This window comes from Rhizobium sp. SG741 (genome assembly GCF_012275435.1).
GTDB lineage: Bacteria > Pseudomonadota > Alphaproteobacteria > Rhizobiales > Rhizobiaceae > Rhizobium > Rhizobium lusitanum.
Window position 1 is genome coordinate 907,427 of the sequence record NZ_JAAZQP010000001.1, and the last position, 15,865, is coordinate 923,291.

General features: G+C 58.7%; 16 protein-coding genes. 7 read left to right on the top strand and 9 right to left on the bottom strand.

Going from position 1 to position 15,865, the window contains the following annotated elements; genetic code table 11:
• Positions 1-45: 45 nt before the first annotated feature.
• On the bottom strand, positions 46-987 hold the full coding sequence (locus FHT29_RS04605) for an endonuclease/exonuclease/phosphatase family protein (RefSeq protein ID WP_047562684.1): 942 nt from the start codon (positions 985-987) through the stop codon (positions 46-48).
• 467 nt (positions 988-1,454) lie between these two features.
• Between FHT29_RS04605 and petA the strand changes: the two genes are divergently transcribed.
• The 4 genes from petA (at position 1,455) to FHT29_RS04625 (ending at position 4,870) form a co-directional block, all read left to right on the top strand.
• Complete coding sequence (gene petA / locus FHT29_RS04610) at positions 1,455-2,033, top strand: ubiquinol-cytochrome c reductase iron-sulfur subunit (RefSeq protein WP_037194725.1); 579 nt, start codon at positions 1,455-1,457, stop codon at positions 2,031-2,033.
• Positions 2,034-2,047: 14 nt separating this feature from the next.
• The gene (locus FHT29_RS04615; RefSeq protein ID WP_034504061.1) at positions 2,048-3,322 is read left to right on the top strand and encodes a cytochrome b N-terminal domain-containing protein; all 1,275 of its coding nucleotides are present in this window, start codon (positions 2,048-2,050) and stop codon (positions 3,320-3,322) included.
• A gap of 61 nt (positions 3,323-3,383) precedes the next feature.
• Positions 3,384-4,211, top strand: coding sequence for a cytochrome c1 (locus FHT29_RS04620; RefSeq protein ID WP_234903805.1), 828 nt, complete (start codon positions 3,384-3,386; stop codon positions 4,209-4,211).
• 116 nt (positions 4,212-4,327) lie between these two features.
• Positions 4,328-4,870 carry an adenine phosphoribosyltransferase gene (locus tag FHT29_RS04625; protein WP_037194719.1) on the top strand — a complete coding sequence of 181 codons (543 nt, stop codon included), beginning with the start codon at positions 4,328-4,330 and terminating at the stop codon, positions 4,868-4,870.
• 51 nt (positions 4,871-4,921) lie between these two features.
• Here the strand turns inward: FHT29_RS04625 and FHT29_RS04630 are convergent, their stop codons facing one another.
• Both FHT29_RS04630 and FHT29_RS04635 read right to left on the bottom strand, forming a co-directional pair.
• Positions 4,922-5,389 carry a MaoC family dehydratase gene (locus tag FHT29_RS04630; protein ID WP_047562687.1) on the bottom strand — a complete coding sequence of 156 codons (468 nt, stop codon included), beginning with the start codon at positions 5,387-5,389 and terminating at the stop codon, positions 4,922-4,924.
• Positions 5,386-5,850, bottom strand: a complete 465-nt coding sequence (locus tag FHT29_RS04635; protein WP_047562689.1) for a MaoC family dehydratase — start codon at positions 5,848-5,850, stop codon at positions 5,386-5,388. The genes FHT29_RS04630 and FHT29_RS04635 overlap by 4 nt, the downstream gene beginning before the upstream one ends.
• A gap of 184 nt (positions 5,851-6,034) precedes the next feature.
• On the opposite strand from FHT29_RS04635, the gene FHT29_RS04640 reads away from it, so the two are divergent.
• Positions 6,035-7,147: a hypothetical protein gene (locus FHT29_RS04640; protein WP_047562692.1), complete on the top strand. Its 1,113-nt coding sequence runs from the start codon at positions 6,035-6,037 to the stop codon at positions 7,145-7,147.
• Positions 7,148-7,169: 22 nt separating this feature from the next.
• Here the strand turns inward: FHT29_RS04640 and ychF are convergent, their stop codons facing one another.
• Positions 7,170-8,273 (bottom strand): redox-regulated ATPase YchF, encoded by a 1,104-nt coding sequence (gene ychF / locus FHT29_RS04645; RefSeq protein ID WP_037194712.1) that lies wholly within the window; start codon positions 8,271-8,273, stop codon positions 7,170-7,172.
• 235 nt (positions 8,274-8,508) lie between these two features.
• Between ychF and clpS the strand changes: the two genes are divergently transcribed.
• Positions 8,509-8,820, top strand: coding sequence for an ATP-dependent Clp protease adapter ClpS (gene clpS / locus FHT29_RS04650; RefSeq protein WP_037194710.1), 312 nt, complete (start codon positions 8,509-8,511; stop codon positions 8,818-8,820).
• A gap of 15 nt (positions 8,821-8,835) precedes the next feature.
• Here clpS and FHT29_RS04655 read toward each other — a convergent pair whose 3' ends face one another.
• The 5 genes from FHT29_RS04655 to FHT29_RS04675 all read right to left on the bottom strand — a co-directional run bounded on the left by FHT29_RS04655 (position 8,836) and on the right by FHT29_RS04675 (position 14,076).
• Complete coding sequence (locus tag FHT29_RS04655) at positions 8,836-9,312, bottom strand: GNAT family N-acetyltransferase (RefSeq protein ID WP_047562694.1); 477 nt, start codon at positions 9,310-9,312, stop codon at positions 8,836-8,838.
• Position 9,313: 1 nt separating this feature from the next.
• Positions 9,314-10,030, bottom strand: a complete 717-nt coding sequence (pth, locus tag FHT29_RS04660) for an aminoacyl-tRNA hydrolase (protein ID WP_037194706.1) — start codon at positions 10,028-10,030, stop codon at positions 9,314-9,316.
• 73 nt (positions 10,031-10,103) lie between these two features.
• Positions 10,104-10,835 carry a transporter substrate-binding domain-containing protein gene (locus tag FHT29_RS04665; RefSeq protein WP_047638775.1) on the bottom strand — a complete coding sequence of 244 codons (732 nt, stop codon included), beginning with the start codon at positions 10,833-10,835 and terminating at the stop codon, positions 10,104-10,106.
• A 14-nt stretch (positions 10,836-10,849) separates the two neighbouring features.
• Positions 10,850-13,216: an EAL domain-containing protein gene (locus tag FHT29_RS04670; RefSeq protein ID WP_047638648.1), complete on the bottom strand. Its 2,367-nt coding sequence runs from the start codon at positions 13,214-13,216 to the stop codon at positions 10,850-10,852.
• Positions 13,217-13,461: 245 nt separating this feature from the next.
• Positions 13,462-14,076, bottom strand: a complete 615-nt coding sequence (locus tag FHT29_RS04675) for a 50S ribosomal protein L25/general stress protein Ctc (protein WP_037194699.1) — start codon at positions 14,074-14,076, stop codon at positions 13,462-13,464.
• A gap of 300 nt (positions 14,077-14,376) precedes the next feature.
• Between FHT29_RS04675 and FHT29_RS04680 the strand changes: the two genes are divergently transcribed.
• The gene (locus tag FHT29_RS04680) at positions 14,377-15,819 is read left to right on the top strand and encodes a hypothetical protein (RefSeq protein WP_168599243.1); all 1,443 of its coding nucleotides are present in this window, start codon (positions 14,377-14,379) and stop codon (positions 15,817-15,819) included.
• The last annotated feature ends 46 nt before the right edge of the window (positions 15,820-15,865 follow it).

Here is a 15,865-nt window from a genome sequence, read left to right on the forward strand (position 1 = left end):
TCTCCTCCGCGCGCATCTCCGCCAAGAACCTGCGATATCAAGCCACTATTTGGAAATGCCGAACTCCGTCATCACGCCGAAATGGTTCGAGCCCATGGCGTCGGGTATCTGCTTTACCGATACCAGCCGCAGCGGAGCGCGCGCGAACACATGGTCGATCGTGATGCCGTAGGCGCCGGCCTCGATCGGCCATGTGGCCGGTTCCGGGAAGGCGTGGCGCAGGCCGGTTGCCGCCAGGAAGTCCCGCATATCGGGCACGATGACCGACGCGTTGAAATCGCCGGCCAGGATCAACGGCCCTTTCACATCGCCAAGGATCGAGCCGAGAAGATCGAGTTCGATCTGATGGAAGGCGTCGAAATAGGGCTTGCTCAGATGGACCGATGCGAAATTGACGGGCTGTCCCTCCATGTCGATGGTGGCGAGAATGAAACGATTGTCCCAAAGGCTGCCGAGGCTGCGCATGAGCTGCGTCTGGAACGGCCGCTTCGACAGCATCAGCGAGTCGCAATCGGACGTCATCACGCCACAGCCGATGCGGTAGGGATAGACCTGTGTGATGCGATCCATCTGCGAAAAGATCGGGCCTGCCTCGAAGATTTCGACGATATCGGCCTTCGAGCCGATGATGAGATCGGCGATACGTCCGCCGTTCTCGAAGTTGCTGTCCTCTATGTTGAAGGAGAGGAGCCTGAAGCTTCCGACCGATGCTTCCGCCGGCGCAATGAAGGAGGGGACGGCATATTCCTGGAGCATGATAACGGAATGCACCAGCAGCGCGGCGCCGACCAACACCAGGAATGTCGCATACCAGTGCCGTTTGAAAACAAGCGCGATCAGGGCGAGCACGATCGCGACCAGGCTGATGTGGGTCTGCAGGCTATCAAAAAAGGCCAGTATCCACGAATCGGCCACGTAGCGCGCCGCGAGTATGCCGAGCGCCAGAGTGGCGAGGACACATAGAACGCAATAAACCGTATGTCTCATGAGAGGTTCTCGTGCTTCGTTTTCGGCGCTTTGACGAGGCGCAGCAACGGCCTCAATCGTTCATAAATCGCGCGCTAAATCCATTCAGTTTTAAGAGGTAGAAAGGCAAGCTCACTATATACCGGACGCTGTACCGCTACCGCTTATGCCGCAATGCAGCATTGAAATCACTGTTTATTTTGCCTTGCATCATAAAAATATATTATCTGAATCGCTCGTTTTTTCATGTGCTTAGGGCCGCGTGACTGCAGCTTGCGATTTTAAGCTCCGGCCTTGCGAACGAATAGCGCAGTTTTGCCGCGACATTGTGCCCTCTTCCCTTGCCAAGACTGGACATAATTTGCGATCAAGCTTAGAACGCAGCGGGTTACGGAGGAATCTATGGCGGAATTATGGTCGCGTTGATTCGCCGTTAGTGAGGGGGTACCGCGGCTCTGCCGCGGTTTTGCGGAAGAGGATGTCCAGCCTTGAGCGAGCATAGTACGACAAGTGAAACCATCGGCGAGCCAACTCGCCGCGATTTCCTTTATTTGACGACAGGAATGGCGGGCGCAGTGGGCGCGGTTGCCGTCGCCTGGCCGTTTATCGATCAGATGCGGCCGGATGCGTCCACACTCGCTCTTGCTTCCATCGAAGTCGACGTGTCGAGCCTGGAGCCTGGCATGTCTCTGACGGTGAAATGGCGCGGCAAGCCTGTCTTCATCCGCAACCGCACGCAAAAGGAAATCGACGATGCCAAGGGCACGCAGATTTCCGATCTGAAGGATCCCGTCGCCCGCAATGCCAATCTGCCGTCGGATGCGCAAGCGACCGATGCCGCGCGTTCGGCCGGTAATGGGAAGGAAAACTGGCTTGTCATGATCGGCGTCTGCACGCATCTCGGTTGCATACCGCTCGGTCAGGCTGGGGAATATGGCGGCTGGTTCTGTCCCTGCCACGGTTCGGTCTATGATACCGCCGGTCGCATCCGCCATGGGCCGGCGCCGCAGAACCTCGCCATTCCGCTATATGCGTTCACCGCAGAAAAAAAGATCAAGGTCGGTTGAGGGGGAGCTGAATCATGAGTACTCATTCGTCTTACGAGCCATCCACAGGGCTCGAAAAATGGGTCGATGCGCGGTTGCCGCTGCCGCGTATGGTCTATGACAGTTTCATTGCCTATCCGGTTCCGCGCAACCTGAACTATGCCTATACGTTCGGCGCGATGCTGGCCGTCATGCTCGTTCTGCAGATCCTGACGGGTGTCGTCCTTGCCATGCATTATGCGGCGGATACGACCGTCGCCTTCAATTCGGTCGAAAAGATCGTCCGCGACGTCAACCACGGCTGGCTGCTGCGCTACATGCATGCCAACGGCGCGTCCTTCTTCTTTGTCGCTGTTTATCTCCACATCGCGCGCGGCCTCTATTACGGCTCCTACAAGGCGCCGCGCGAAATCCTCTGGATCCTCGGCGTGATCATCTATCTGCTGATGATGGCGACCGCCTTCATGGGCTATGTGCTGCCCTGGGGCCAGATGTCCTTCTGGGGTGCCACTGTTATCACCGGCTTTTTCTCGGCCTTCCCTTGGGTCGGCGACTGGATCCAGACCTTCCTGCTCGGCGGCTTCGCCGTTGACGATCCGACGCTCAACCGCTTCTTCTCGCTGCACTATCTGCTGCCGTTCATGATCGCCGGCGTTGTCATCCTGCACATCTGGGCTCTGCATGTGACCGGCCAGACGAACCCGACCGGCGTCGAGGTCAAGCTGAAGACCGATACCGTGGCCTTCACACCCTACGCCACGCTCAAGGACGCGCTTGGCGTTTCGATCTTCCTGCTGGTGTTCGCCTATTTCGTCTTCTACCTGCCGAATTTCCTCGGTCACGCCGATAACTATATCCCGGCCAATCCGCTGAAGACGCCGGCTCACATCGTTCCGGAATGGTACTTCCTGCCGTTCTACGCAATGCTGCGGTCGATCACCTTCAACATCGGGCCGATCGATTCCAAGCTCGGCGGCGTCTTGACGATGTTCGGCGCGATCATCGTGCTGTTCTTCCTGCCGTGGCTCGATACGTCGAAGGTTCGTTCGGCCGTCTATCGTCCGTGGTACAAGCTGTTCTTCTGGCTGTTCGTCGCCGATGCCATCCTGCTCGGTTGGCTGGGCTCGCAGCCGGCGGAAGGGATCTACACCACGGCTGCGCAGTTCGCGACATTGTTCTACTTCCTCTTCTTCCTCGTCGCCATGCCGGTGCTCGGCATAGTCGAGACACCGAGGCGCGTTCCCAATTCGATTACGGAAGCGGTTCTTGAAAAACAGGGCGGTAAAGTTGCCACCCCGGTTCAAGCTTGACCGGCGATAGAGGAAGAAAACGATGAAAAAACTTATTGTCGGCCTTCTGTCGCTCACGCTCATGGGCGGTCCGGCGAGCGTTGCTGCCTTTGCCGCGGAAACGAAGCCTGCCGCAGAAAGCGAGACGCCGCATTATCCGCTGAAGGAGCCGCGCGAACAGCATTGGTCCTTCTCCGGCCCGTTCGGCTATTACGACAAGGCGCAGCTGCAACGTGGCCTCAAGGTCTACACGGAAGTCTGTTCCGCCTGCCACTCGATGAAGCTGGTGGCCTACCGCACGCTGGGAGACCTCGGTTATTCTGAGGCGCAGGTGAAAACCTTCGCTGCCAACTACGAAGTGCAGGACGGGCCGAACCCTCAGGGTGAGATGTTTACCCGCAAGGCGGTTCCATCAGATCATTTCAACTCGCCGTTCCCGAACGACGAGGCTGCTGCTGCCTCCAACAACGGGGCCGTTCCGCCTGACATGTCGCTGCTTGCCAAGGCGCGCGAAATCGAACGCGGCTTCCCGCAGTTCATTTTCGATATCTTCACGCAGTATCAGGAAGGCGGCCCGGACTACATCTACTCGCTGCTGACCGGCTATGAAGATGCGCCGGCCGGTTTCAAGGTACCGCAGAACTCGCACTACAATCCGTATTTCGATGCGGCCGCGACCTTTGCGATGCCGAAGCCACTTTCGGACGGGCAGGTGACCTATGACGACGGCTCGCCGCAGACGGTGGACCAGTATGCGCGCGACGTCGCTGCCTTCCTGATGTGGACATCCGAACCGCATCTGGAGGATCGCAAGCACCTCGGCTTCATGGTCATCGTGTTCCTGCTGATCTTCTCGGTGTTGATCTATCTCACCAAACGGTCCGTCTATGCCAAGGCCGGCGCTCACTGAGTATTGCGGTGAATCAACGAAAAGGCGGCCTGTCCGGGCCGCCTTTTTTATTGGTATAACGCCTGGGTATTGCTAGGGTGCGGCCGGCCCTATCACAGCCTGAGAGTACATATTTCATGAACACTATCGCTTCGGAGCTTGCTGCCAGCATCCGCTCCATTCCGGATTATCCCAAGCCCGGCATCATCTTTCGCGACATCACGACGATGCTCGGCGATGCCAAGGCGTTTCGCCGCGCGGTCGATGCGCTCGTGCAGCCCTATGCCGGCACGAAGATCGACAAGATCGCTGGAATGGAAGCGCGCGGCTTTATCCTTGGGGGAGCGGTAGCGCATCAGTTGTCGGCCGGCTTCGTGCCGATCCGCAAGAAGGGCAAGCTGCCGCACGATATCGTCCGCATCGCCTACAGCCTGGAATATGGCGTCGACGAGATGGAGATGCACCGGGACGCCGTCAATCCCGGCGAGAGAGTGATTCTTGTCGACGACCTGATCGCGACCGGCGGCACGGCTGTCGGCGCCACACAGTTGCTGCGCCAGATCGGCGCCGAAGTCGTCGCTGCCTGCTTCGTCATCGACCTGCCGGATCTCGGCGGCCGCAAGAAGCTCGAAGCGCTTGATGTGCCGGTTCATACGCTGGTGGAATTCGCCGGTCACTGAGCCGGGCTTGTTGGGCACGCCGGGCAGAATTGCCGGCAGCCCCGCTATTCCTTATTCAAATGCCAGCACAGTGCTTTCGAAGCGCAAGGCCGGCATGCCATGCTGGTTTGAGCCGTCACAGGCGAGCGTGTAGAGCGTCCAGCCGGGGCGCGAGGCCAGAGGGCGGCTGGCGAGCAGGGTGACGCCATAGGTGATGGTGTCGCCGGCAAAGACCGGGCGCAGCCATTGCAGCGTCTTGAAGCCGGGCGAGGGCCCGAGTTTTGGGGGAGTGTTCCCCTCCGCAATCAGCCTGATGGTCTCGCCCTTCCAGAAATCGACGAAGGTGCGCATCCACATCGAGCAGCTGTGCCAGCCGGAGGCGCAAAGGCCGCCGAACAGCGTCCCTTTGGCCGCTTCGGCATCCATGTGGAAGATCTGCGGATCGAAGCGCGATGCGAAGCGGACAATGCTTTCGGGCGTGAAGGTATGGCTGCCGATCTCGACCCGTTCACCGATGGTATAGAGCTCGCTCATCTTCATGCCGACACCTCCGCGTCTGCGCGCATGCGGATCATCGTCGAGTTTTCGCCGAGGCAGACGAGCTCGCGGCGCTGGTTCTCGACCTCGTGGCGGAATTTGACGATGCCGATGCCGGGGCGCGAGCGCATGGGACGTGCTTCCAGCACGATGGACCGGCCGGACAGGGTATCATCAGCCAGAACCGGCTTCTTCCAATCCATAAAATCAATGCCCGGGGCACCTTGCGCATCGGCTTCGAGAAGATAGGAGTCGCACATCATGCGCATGAACATCGCCGCGGTATGCCAGCCTGAGGCTGCAAGGCCGCCAAGGATGCTGGTGCGGCCCGCTTCCTCATCCAGGTGCATCGGTTGCGGGTCGAATTCCCTGGCGAATTCGATAATTTCTACCGCCGTCACATGTTTTGGGCCGAGCGGAAATTCCTGCCCCGGCTGAAAATCCTCATATGCCAGTTTCGCCATATTCGTCACGAGCCTCCTCATTCCGTCCGTGCGCAATCGCATGCGGGGCAGGAAGCGCGCAAGTATTTTCGTAATAGCAGCGGATAACAGAGTGCTGTGAACGCATGCCGGTGCCCCGCAGCCCTTGATTGTGTGCCGGCGATGTGATGAGGCTGCATAACATCGTCACGCAGTAAGGACAGACATGAGCGATCTCAAGACCGCGCTGGAAGGCGCCGCCGGCGAGGGGATAATTTCCCCGGACCAAGCCATGCGGCTTTTGCCCTATCTGGCCGAGCGCAATATCGGCGCCCCCACCGTTCGGAACGGTCTTTCGCAGCCGCGCGACAATGATCTGATGAACCCGCTGGAGGACAGTGAAGCGCCGCGCTTCATTCGAGGCTTTCATGATGTCCTGATTACCATCGGCATCATCGTGCTGCTTGCCGGGCTATGGGGGCTTACGAGCTTCCTCGGGCCGCTGCCGGCGATTATCATCCTTGCCGAAATCCTGGTGCGCCGCCAGCGGCTGGCGCTTCCGGCAGTTGCGCTGACCATCGCGCTGGCGCAATGGATAATCACCGTCTCGGTGGTCTATCTCGGTCCGGCCGACGATGGCCGATCTATCATGGTGGACTGGATGGTGATGACGCTTCCATTGCCGCCGCTCTTTGCCTTGTTTTATTGGCGCTACCGCGTGCCGTTGTCGCTGGCAATGCTGCTCTTTTCGCTGTTTGCGCTGTTGCTGGCGGCAGTCTTCTACATCATGGGGCTGGTGACGGGCGCGCCGAACGTGGTGCTTGCCTACCCGCTGCTGTCGATTTGCATCATGTTTGCGGCGGCACTCGGGACATTCGCGGTTGCGATGTATTTCGATCTCCGCGATCCCCAGCGCGTAACACGCCGCTCTGACGTTGCCTTCTGGCTGCATCTCGCGACCGCGCCTGCGTTGCTCTACACGGCGAACCTGCTGGCATTCATGCTTGAGTTCGGCAAGGACGGCGACATTTTCACCAACATTGACACTGGTGGTTACGCGCAGGCGGCGACCATCGTCGTCATCGTGGCGATCATGATGCTGATCGGCCTGATCATCGACAGGCGTGCTTTCGTCACAGCTGGTTTGCTTTCGCTCGGCGTGGCGATCGGCACTATTTTGCGGCAGAACAATGCCGGGCTCGACAAGGTGAGCTTCATCGTGCTGATGATCGTCGGGCTCATCGTACTGGTGATCGGCGTCGGCTGGCCGCATCTGCGCCGCGCCACGGTCCGGCTGCTGCCGGCATCTATACAAGGAAGATTGCCGGCGCTCAGGTAAGCGCCGGCAATCCCTTCATTCTTTAGGCGTTAAAGAGGAAGTTGAGGACATCGCCGTCCTGGACGACATATTCCTTGCCTTCGGAGCGCATCTTGCCTGCTTCCTTGGCGCCGACTTCGCCGTTGTAGGCGACGTAGTCGTCATAGGCGATGGTGCTGGCGCGGATGAAGCCGCGTTCGAAGTCTGAATGGATGACGCCGGCGGCCTGCGGGGCCTTTGTGCCGCGCTCGATCGTCCAGGCGCGCGTTTCCTTCGGGCCGACTGTGAAATAGGTAATGAGGTGCAACAGCTTGTAGCCGGCGCGGATCAGCCGGTCGAGGCCGGCTTCATCGAGGCCGAGAGCGGAGAGGAATTCCGTCGCTTCCTCTTCAGGCAGCTGGGCTACTTCCGCTTCGATGGCGGCGGAGATGATCACCACCTCGGAATTCTGTTCCTTCGCCATGGCTTCGACTGCAGCGGTGTGCTCGTTGCCGGTCACGGCATCCGCCTCGGCGACGTTGCAAACATAAAGCACCGGATGCGAGGTCAGAAGGTTCAGGCTCTTGAGGATGCGGAGCTCCTCCGCGTCGAGCTTCGACAGCAGCGTGCGGACCGGCTTGCCTTCGTTCAGCAGGCTGAGCGAGGCTTCCATGATCGGCAGCATCGCCATGGAATCCTTGTCCTTGCTGGTGGCGCGCTTTCGCATCTGTTCTGTGCGGCGCTCCAGGCTCTCGAGATCGGAGAGCATCAGCTCGGTCTCGATCGTCTCGGCGTCGGCGACCGGATTGATGCGGCCTTCGACATGGGTGATGTCGCTATCCTCGAAGCAGCGCAGCACGTGCACGATGGCATCGACTTCGCGGATGTTGGCGAGGAACTGGTTGCCGAGGCCTTCGCCCTTCGAGGCGCCGCGCACGAGACCGGCGATATCGACGAAGGAGATGCGCGTCGGGATCAGCTCCTTCGACTTGGCGATGTCGGCAAGCTTGCGCATGCGCGGATCGGGAACCGCGACTTCACCGGTGTTCGGCTCGATCGTGCAGAAGGGATAATTCGCCGCCTGCGCCGCCGCCGTCTTGGTCAGCGCGTTAAATAGAGTGGACTTGCCGACATTCGGCAGCCCGACGATACCGCATTTGAAACCCATGGCACCTTGTCCATATCTAGAAAATCTTTGCAGTGCGTATGGGGGAAGGGCCGTTGCGGGTCAAGTCTTGTGGGGAAAGCGAGCCGATTTTCTGCCGCAAGACGGGTTGAAGCCTTCAAAAGCTGCGGCGCCACATTGTCTCCGAGACACCGTCCGCCTTGAATGGCGTGGTGCGCTGCACTATAATGGCGCTATTAGCTCAAAGCCTTTTTCTCTGTCGTCAACGGTGATGCCGATGAGTGACAATGATGTTGTCCTTAAACCAAAGACCAAAACCAAGCTGAAGGTCGAGAGGCCGAAGCTTTACAAGATCATTCTCGTCAATGACGACTACACGCCGCGCGAGTTCGTCATCATGGTGCTGAAGGCCGTCTTCCGCATGAGCGAGGAGGCCGGCTATCGCGTCATGATGACGGCGCATAAGCTCGGCAGCTGCGTGGTGATGGTTTGCGCGCGGGATATCGCCGAGACGAAAGCCCAGGAGGCGATCGATCTGGCGAAAAGTGCCGATTTCCCGCTGATGTTCACCACCGAGCCGGAAGAATAAGGCTCCCTCGGAGCGTCAGACTGCAACGGGGCGGCGGATCTGGAAGCCGGTCTTGTCCTGCGCGAAACCACAATTGGCGTAGAAACGCAGTGTCGCCGGGTCTTTTGAGCCGGTCAGCAGCATGATCTTGTAGCAGTTCTTTTCCCAGGCTGCCCCTATGGCCCTTTCAATGAGCGCTCCGGCAAGGCCGCGTTGGCGATAATCGGCATGGGTTACGACATTCTCGATCAAGGCATAGGAGGAGGCGCCGCGTGTCAGGTTTGGAATTATCACCAGTGTCACTGAGGAAATTGCTTCGTCACCGGCGAAGGCCGCGAAGATCGTCATGCCGGGATGGGTCAGGATTTCGGCGAAGCGGCTGTCCGCCAGAGGAAGTTCCAGCTCTGGATCGGAGTTGAGGTGCCGATAGAGTGCCAGCAGGGTTCGGAGATCCCTGGCTGCTGCCGGCCGGATGACGATATTGTCGGCGTTTTCGGCTGCTGCTTCCGGCATTTCAATCGCCCTTCTTGCCGAACATCCTTTTCAGCATCTCCGCCATCGGGCCGGTTTCCGGTATCCTCGGCTGGTTGTGGTTGCGTGCTTGATGGATATGCGATTTGGCCGTGACTTTCTTTTCCGGCTTTGGTGCCTCTTCCTCGGCCTTGCCGCCCAGGGCGAGCGCGATCTTGTTCATCAGCTGCGAATCCTCGCCGCGCACCAGCATGTCGGCATTGTCGGCAAGCGTATCGAACAAAGGTTCCAGCCAGTCCCGGTCCACCTTGGCGAAATCGCCGAGAACGTGATTGTGCACGAGTTCCTTGGCGCCGGGATGACCAATGCCGAGACGGAGGCGCCGATATTCGCGGCCGGAATGGGCATCGATCGACTTGATGCCGTTGTGGCCGCCATGGCCGCCGCCGGTCTTCAGGCGTGCCTTGCCGGCCGGCAGGTCGAGTTCATCGTAGATCACCACGAGGTCGGACGGCTCGAGCTTATAAAAGCGCATGGCCTCGCCGACGGATTCGCCTGACAGGTTCATGAAGGTCTGCGGCTTGATGAGCAGCACTTTCTGGCCGCCGAGCTCGCCTTCGGCAATCTCCGCCTTGAATTTCTTCGACCACGGCGAAAAGCTGTGGCGGCGATGGATCGCGTCCACGGCCATGAAGCCGATGTTGTGGCGGTTGCCCTGATATTTGGCGCCGGGATTGCCGAGGCCCGCGATGAGAAGCATGCGCTTCACCCCTTGGAAAATGCAGATGCCCTTCACGACAGGGAATTGACGGCAAAGTCAAGGCGGGATGCGATCACTCGCCGAGGCGCAGGCCGTACTTCAGGAAAATCCGCGTCTGCGTGCCGTCGGCGATCAGCGCATCGAGCGCAGTTTGCATTCTGCTCTGGAGATCGTCGGGGAAATCCTTCTGGCAGGCGATACCCATGGGTTGCTGGGAGAGGATCGTCACCTTCTCCACGGCATTGCCGTCCTTCTTCAGCTTATCGAAATAGAATTCCGAGATCGGCATCAGGTCGACGCGGTCGCTCATCAGTTTCTTCAGCGTCGCCCTGAAGTCGCTGCCCACATCGATACGCGGAAAATTGTTCCGGCGCAGTACACTCTCCGTATAGTCCTGGCGCCAGGTGCCGACGAGGTACGTCTTGGCTTCGTCGATCGTGGCGGCTGTAACCGTCGAGCCGCTGTGCTTGATCAGGATGTTGCGATCGATCAGCAACGGCTGCACCCATTTGAAGAGCTTGTCGCGCTCGTCGTTGTGCGCCGTGGCGAATACGCAGGTCAGAGGCTCCGTCAGCGCCTGGTTGTAGGCCCGGGCCCAGGGCATGATATCGATCGTGTAATCGACGCCGATGTCGGTCATGACCTTCTGTACCTGTTCGACGGTTGCTCCAACGGGGGTCTTGCCGTCGCGATAATTGAAGGGCGGATATTCCTCGGTCGTGAAATGGATGGTTTCAGCACGAGCAGGAGAAAGGACGGATAGCGAAGACAGGCTGATGGCGACCGTTAGCAGCAGTTTTCGCATGCGGTTCCTCATCGCTATGACGCCTGCGCTACGGGGGAGAGCTGGTCGAATTGCGGGCCGGACAGCGTTTTCATCAGATTGTCCGGATGTTGCGGTCGATGGAAGAGATAGCCTTGCCCATAATCGATGCCCATGGTGCGCAGGGTCGCGCATTCCTCTTCGGTTTCCACACCCTCGGCAATGACCGTGCAGCTCATCTTGTGCGAGAGCGTCGTAATGCTTTCCACAAGCATGCGGCTCCTGGCGCTGACGTCCGAAGCGGTATCGTTGATGGCGCGGATGAAGGATTGGTCGATCTTGATGATGTCGACGGGGAACCGATTGATATAGCTCAGCGAGGAATAACCCGTGCCGAAATCGTCGAGCGCGATGCGGCAGCCGTAGTGGCAGATCTCGTTGATGACCATGCGTGTTTCCGGATTGTCGTCCATGAGCACGGCCTCTGTGATTTCGATGACGATGCGTCGCGGGGAAATATCGTAGCGCGAAAGCAAGGCTGCGATGCGCACGGGTAGATCCGGCTCGAACTGCAAGGGTGAGAAATTGATCGCGATGTAGCTGTCCTGCATGCCGTCGAGCCGCGACAGCCGTGCGAAATGGGCGATCGCTTTTTCCATGATGCGATTGCCTATGCGTATGATGGAGCCTGTTTCTTCCGCAACCTCGATGATGCGGCCCGGAGGCAGGATGCCCTTCTGCGGATGATGCAATCGCATCAGCGCCTCGAAGCCGACAATCGAGCGATCATCGATATTGACGACCGGTTGCAGATAGGCTTCGAACCAGTCTTCGCTGAGACCGCTTTCGATGTAGCTCTCCAATTCAGCGCGGCGGCGGGAGTCATCGAGCATGCCGTTGTCGAAGATCTGCGCGCCGTTCTTGCCGTCGCGCTTCTTGGCATACATGGCGATATCGGATTTCAGCAGCAGTTCGGCCGCGTTGGCGGCCTGGCGCGGATAGATGGCGATGCCGATGCTGGCGCTGAGGCGGGCGTCGCCACAGAATGGCGCGTCGAAGACTTCGGCGATGCGAGCGGCCATGTCCATGGCTCTTGCTTCCGCATCTTCCGCCAGCAACAGGATCGCAAATTCGTCGCCGCCGAGGCGAGCTGCGACATCGCCGGGCGTCAGTCGGGCCTGCAGGCGCGATACGAGTTCGCGCAGTGCCGCATCGCCGGCTGCATGGCCCATATTGTCGTTGATCCACTTGAAACGGTCGAGGTCGATGAAGAGGCAGGCAAGCTCGCGATGGCGCAGGTCCGCCTCATTGATCTTGGCGTCGAGTGCGGTCTCGAAGCCTTGACGGTTCAAGAGGCCGGTCAGATGGTCGGTGATCGCCTGGCGCAAGTTCCGGTCTTCGGATTGCTTGAGTTCGGTGACGTCGGTCATGACGGACAGTGAGAGGCCGTCCTGGACTGCCGTCGTCTCGAGGATCAAGACGTCCATTTTGCGCCCGTCCTGGCAAAGGAATTTTACCGTGACGGCAAGGCGGGCGGCGCTATCGGGATGGCTGCGTTTGCGGTCGACATATTGCGAGCGCGAATCTGGCAGTACCAGACTGGCGAATTCCCGCCCCAACACCTCGGCACGATTATAGCCTGTCGCAGCGAGCCAGTAATCGCTGACGGCGGCGATGCAATCGTCCTTGTCGAGGGAGAAGAGCATGGCGGGCGTCAGATTATAAGTGTCGGTGGCGCGGCGATGAGCGTGCTTCAGCTCGGTTTCCTCGCGCTGAAGCTTGCTCTGCATGTCGTTGAAACTGCTGGCGAGCCGTCCCATTTCGTCATTCGATTGCCAATCGACATGATGGCGCGAGCCGAGCCGCCGCGTCGCCTCCACGGCGTGCGTCAGCCGCATCAATGGCTGGATGACGAAGATGCGGTTGCCGATCAGCGCCGCGCCGAAGACCGTAAGCACGGCGAAGATGAAGATGGAGATGAAGACGATCTCCTCGTTCTTCAAACCATCGAAGAGCCCAAGCTGAGGATAGTAGACCGTGATGGTGCCAAGCTTCTTTGCGCCATCGACGCCGTTATAGACGATCGAACGGGAAACCGACTCCAGATTGCCCTTGTAGGATTTAGGGATTGTCGATTGCGTGACGTCGAGCTGGCCAGAGAGGTCGCGGACATTGACCCTGACGATGGCGCCTTCGGCGACCGTCGTCGCACTGATCTGGGTGACGCTGTCTTCGTCGAGATCCCACAGAGGTTTGGCCAGGGCCTGGGCATTGGCAACGAGCAGTACGGTTATATGATCCTTGATTTCCTTTTCGGCGCGCTCTGACGACAGGAAAAGGAATAGAATAAAGAGCGGCGCTACGAAAATCAGCAGCGCTCCGCAGACGATCGCGAAAAACCTGTTTTCGACCGAATGGCTCATAGTCCCGATAGCTCCCCAGTCATAGGCCGGCGAATCTTGGGATACCGTTCCCTACAACTCTTTCGCGTAAGGTTCCATGAATGTGTTAAATGTTGTTGAAATTCCGGGGTTAAAGAATATCAATCAAAGTATAGATTCAAGAAATCTTTATTTTTATTTGTTCTAATATTAGTGATTACATATGAAAAACCCGCCATCCCCATAAGGGAGGCGGGTCTGGATGCTTGGCAATGAAGACGCCAAAATCAGGCGGTGGTTTCCTCGCCGCCTTCTTCCTCTTCCGCAAGACCGGCTGCCGGGGCAACGATCGTTGCGATCGTGAAGTCGCGGTCGCTGATCACCGGGGTGACCTTCTTCGGCAGCGTCACATTCGAGATGTGGATGCTGTCGCCGCTCTTCAGGCCGCTGAGGTCAACGGTGAAGAATTCCGGGATCGCGTCGGCCGGGCAATGAACTTCAACTTCGTGACGAACGATGTTGAGAACGCCGCCAGCCTTGAGGCCCGGGGACTTTTCGTGGTTGACGAAGTGAACCGGGATTTCAACGGTGACTTCGGTGTTGCCGGAAACGCGCAGGAAATCGACGTGAACCGTGAAGTCACGGACCGGATCGAGCTGGTAGTCCTTCGGCAGAACCTTGATCTTCTTGCCGCCGACGTCGATCGTTGCGATCGTCGTGAGAAAACCGCCGGCGTGGATGCGCTTCGTCACCTCATTGGTGTTGAGAGCGATAGAAATGGGGGCCTGCTTGTCACCATAGATGACAGCGGGAATCAAACCGTTGCGGCGAAGTTCACGGGCGGACCCCTTACCAACCCGTTCGCGCGCCTCGGCCTTGAGCTCGTAGCTTTCGTGGCTCATGGCTATTCCTTTCGAGGTTATTTGGAGAGTTCATCCGGTCGGTCATCGCCGTATCGGTTGAACTGGAGGAGGGCATGCCCTGCCTCATCCGCGTTGCCTCCAAGGGTGTCTACGCGGACGCGTGGCGTATAATACAAAGTGGCCGAAGGCGCAAGCACCTCCGGAATGCGAAGGTCTGTGATGACATTGCAACTCTTGCGCACGAGGCTGCGACGCCATTTCTATCAACGACTTGACATATACCCTCGGCCCCTTCAACAGTCGAACTCAATCGATCAGGGTCAAAAGGAGAGGTCGGGCATGCGCTCCAGGGCTATCGCCGCTGCGGTTATTTCCATGGGTCTTGCCGGCGCATCACAGGCGGCCGACATCAACGAGCAAGGCGCCAAGGACCTTCGCAACATACTGGCGCATTCTCTTTCAAACGATCTTGCCCGAAGCGATTTCGTCTCGGTGAAGCCAGCGGGTGATCAGTATGAGATTACCTATGACCTTGCAAAGTTCTTCGACAAAATCAATTCCAGCGCGTTTTCCGTCACGGGTTTCAAGCCGCTTTCTTTGTTCGCGCAGCCGGTCGATCAGGGCAAATGGCATTTGAAGGGCGATAACAGCCTCGATATTTCTCTGCATTCGCCGGTGTCCGACATCGCTTATTCCGTTGCCTCCACCTCTTTCGACGGCATTTTCGATCCTACGATCGAGATGATGCGGTCGATGGGCATCAAGAGCAGCGGCGTGAAATTCTCCAGTGTCGGCAGCGGGCCAAGGAGCGGGCGCAAGATCGACGCCACCATCGATAGCGCCTCTTTCGCGCATACGGTGACAGACAGCACCGAGGCAGGCAAGGTCGATCTGCAATTGCAGGGCACGCTGCAGCGATTCAGCGAACAGTTCACGGGGCGGCCGCATGGTTCACCCGTCAACTTCAGTGTCGAGAGCGTCAATACGAACGTTACCGCGACCAGCTTGCCAGTGAAGGAGCTGCGTGCACTCATTCGCTTCTTCGTTCAACACGTCAAGGCGAAGCAGCTCTCGGAAAGCGGCAGCGAGAAGTTCGAGCAGCTGGTGCGCCGCGCCCTGCCGGTTTTCGGTTCGTTCAACAAGACTGTGACGTTGAACAATGTCCTGGTGGCGACGGATAAGGGCAAGGTCGGCGTCAAGCGTGTCGGCTATAATTTCAAGATGGATGGCCTGACAAAGGCGTCCAATGTCAATTTCGAGCTGCGGGCAGAGCATTTCACGCCTGATGCGGACCTCATCCCGGCGGCTTATTCGCCTTTCCTGCCCGAGACATTGGACGTTCAGCTCGGTGTGCCCAACATCAACTTCGCCGGCCTCATCGACACGGCTCTAGGGGCGGTCGCCACGCGGGCGACGCCGGTTTCCGGTGAAGCGCTGAAGCGCACGATGTTCCCGAGCGGATACGGTACGCTCGAATTTCCGAAGATAAGCGCTACCTCCAGTGTCTACGACGTCGAGGTTTCCGGCGCGGTGAAGGCCTCGACCAAGGCCCATTCCGACTATTCGTTGCAGGCAACGATCCTGGCGCGCGATTTCGACAAGACTGTTACAGCCATTCAGGAGGCCGCCAAGACGGAGCCTCGGCTGAACAATGTCTCCTTCAGCCTGCTCGCCGCCAAGGGGTTTGCAAAAACCGATCCGGACGGTCGCCTACGCTGGGACGTCACGATGGATGAAGATCGGACAGTTACGGTCAACGGACAGGTGATGAAGAAGCCCTGAGGCACGGGGCGAGCCAAGCTTCTTGGGCATTTTCGGACTTTCATAT

Excerpts from the sequence above, each read along its gene's own strand:
- FHT29_RS04605 (WP_047562684.1), bottom strand. The coding sequence starts at position 987 with ATGAGACATACGGTTTATTGCGTTCTATGTGTCCTCGCCACTCTGGCG.
- FHT29_RS04615 (WP_034504061.1), top strand. The coding sequence starts at position 2,048 with ATGAGTACTCATTCGTCTTACGAGCCATCCACAGGGCTCGAAAAATGG.
- FHT29_RS04620 (WP_234903805.1), top strand. The coding sequence starts at position 3,384 with ATGGGCGGTCCGGCGAGCGTTGCTGCCTTTGCCGCGGAAACGAAGCCT.
- FHT29_RS04625 (WP_037194719.1), top strand. The coding sequence starts at position 4,328 with ATGAACACTATCGCTTCGGAGCTTGCTGCCAGCATCCGCTCCATTCCG.
- FHT29_RS04630 (WP_047562687.1), bottom strand. The coding sequence starts at position 5,389 with ATGAAGATGAGCGAGCTCTATACCATCGGTGAACGGGTCGAGATCGGC.
- FHT29_RS04635 (WP_047562689.1), bottom strand. The coding sequence starts at position 5,850 with ATGGCGAAACTGGCATATGAGGATTTTCAGCCGGGGCAGGAATTTCCG.
- FHT29_RS04640 (WP_047562692.1), top strand. The coding sequence starts at position 6,035 with ATGAGCGATCTCAAGACCGCGCTGGAAGGCGCCGCCGGCGAGGGGATA.
- ychF (WP_037194712.1), bottom strand. The coding sequence starts at position 8,273 with ATGGGTTTCAAATGCGGTATCGTCGGGCTGCCGAATGTCGGCAAGTCC.
- clpS (WP_037194710.1), top strand. The coding sequence starts at position 8,509 with ATGAGTGACAATGATGTTGTCCTTAAACCAAAGACCAAAACCAAGCTG.
- FHT29_RS04655 (WP_047562694.1), bottom strand. The coding sequence starts at position 9,312 with ATGCCGGAAGCAGCAGCCGAAAACGCCGACAATATCGTCATCCGGCCG.
- pth (WP_037194706.1), bottom strand. The coding sequence starts at position 10,030 with ATGCTTCTCATCGCGGGCCTCGGCAATCCCGGCGCCAAATATCAGGGC.
- FHT29_RS04665 (WP_047638775.1), bottom strand. The coding sequence starts at position 10,835 with ATGCGAAAACTGCTGCTAACGGTCGCCATCAGCCTGTCTTCGCTATCC.
- FHT29_RS04670 (WP_047638648.1), bottom strand. The coding sequence starts at position 13,216 with ATGAGCCATTCGGTCGAAAACAGGTTTTTCGCGATCGTCTGCGGAGCG.
- FHT29_RS04675 (WP_037194699.1), bottom strand. The coding sequence starts at position 14,076 with ATGAGCCACGAAAGCTACGAGCTCAAGGCCGAGGCGCGCGAACGGGTT.
- FHT29_RS04680 (WP_168599243.1), top strand. The coding sequence starts at position 14,377 with ATGCGCTCCAGGGCTATCGCCGCTGCGGTTATTTCCATGGGTCTTGCC.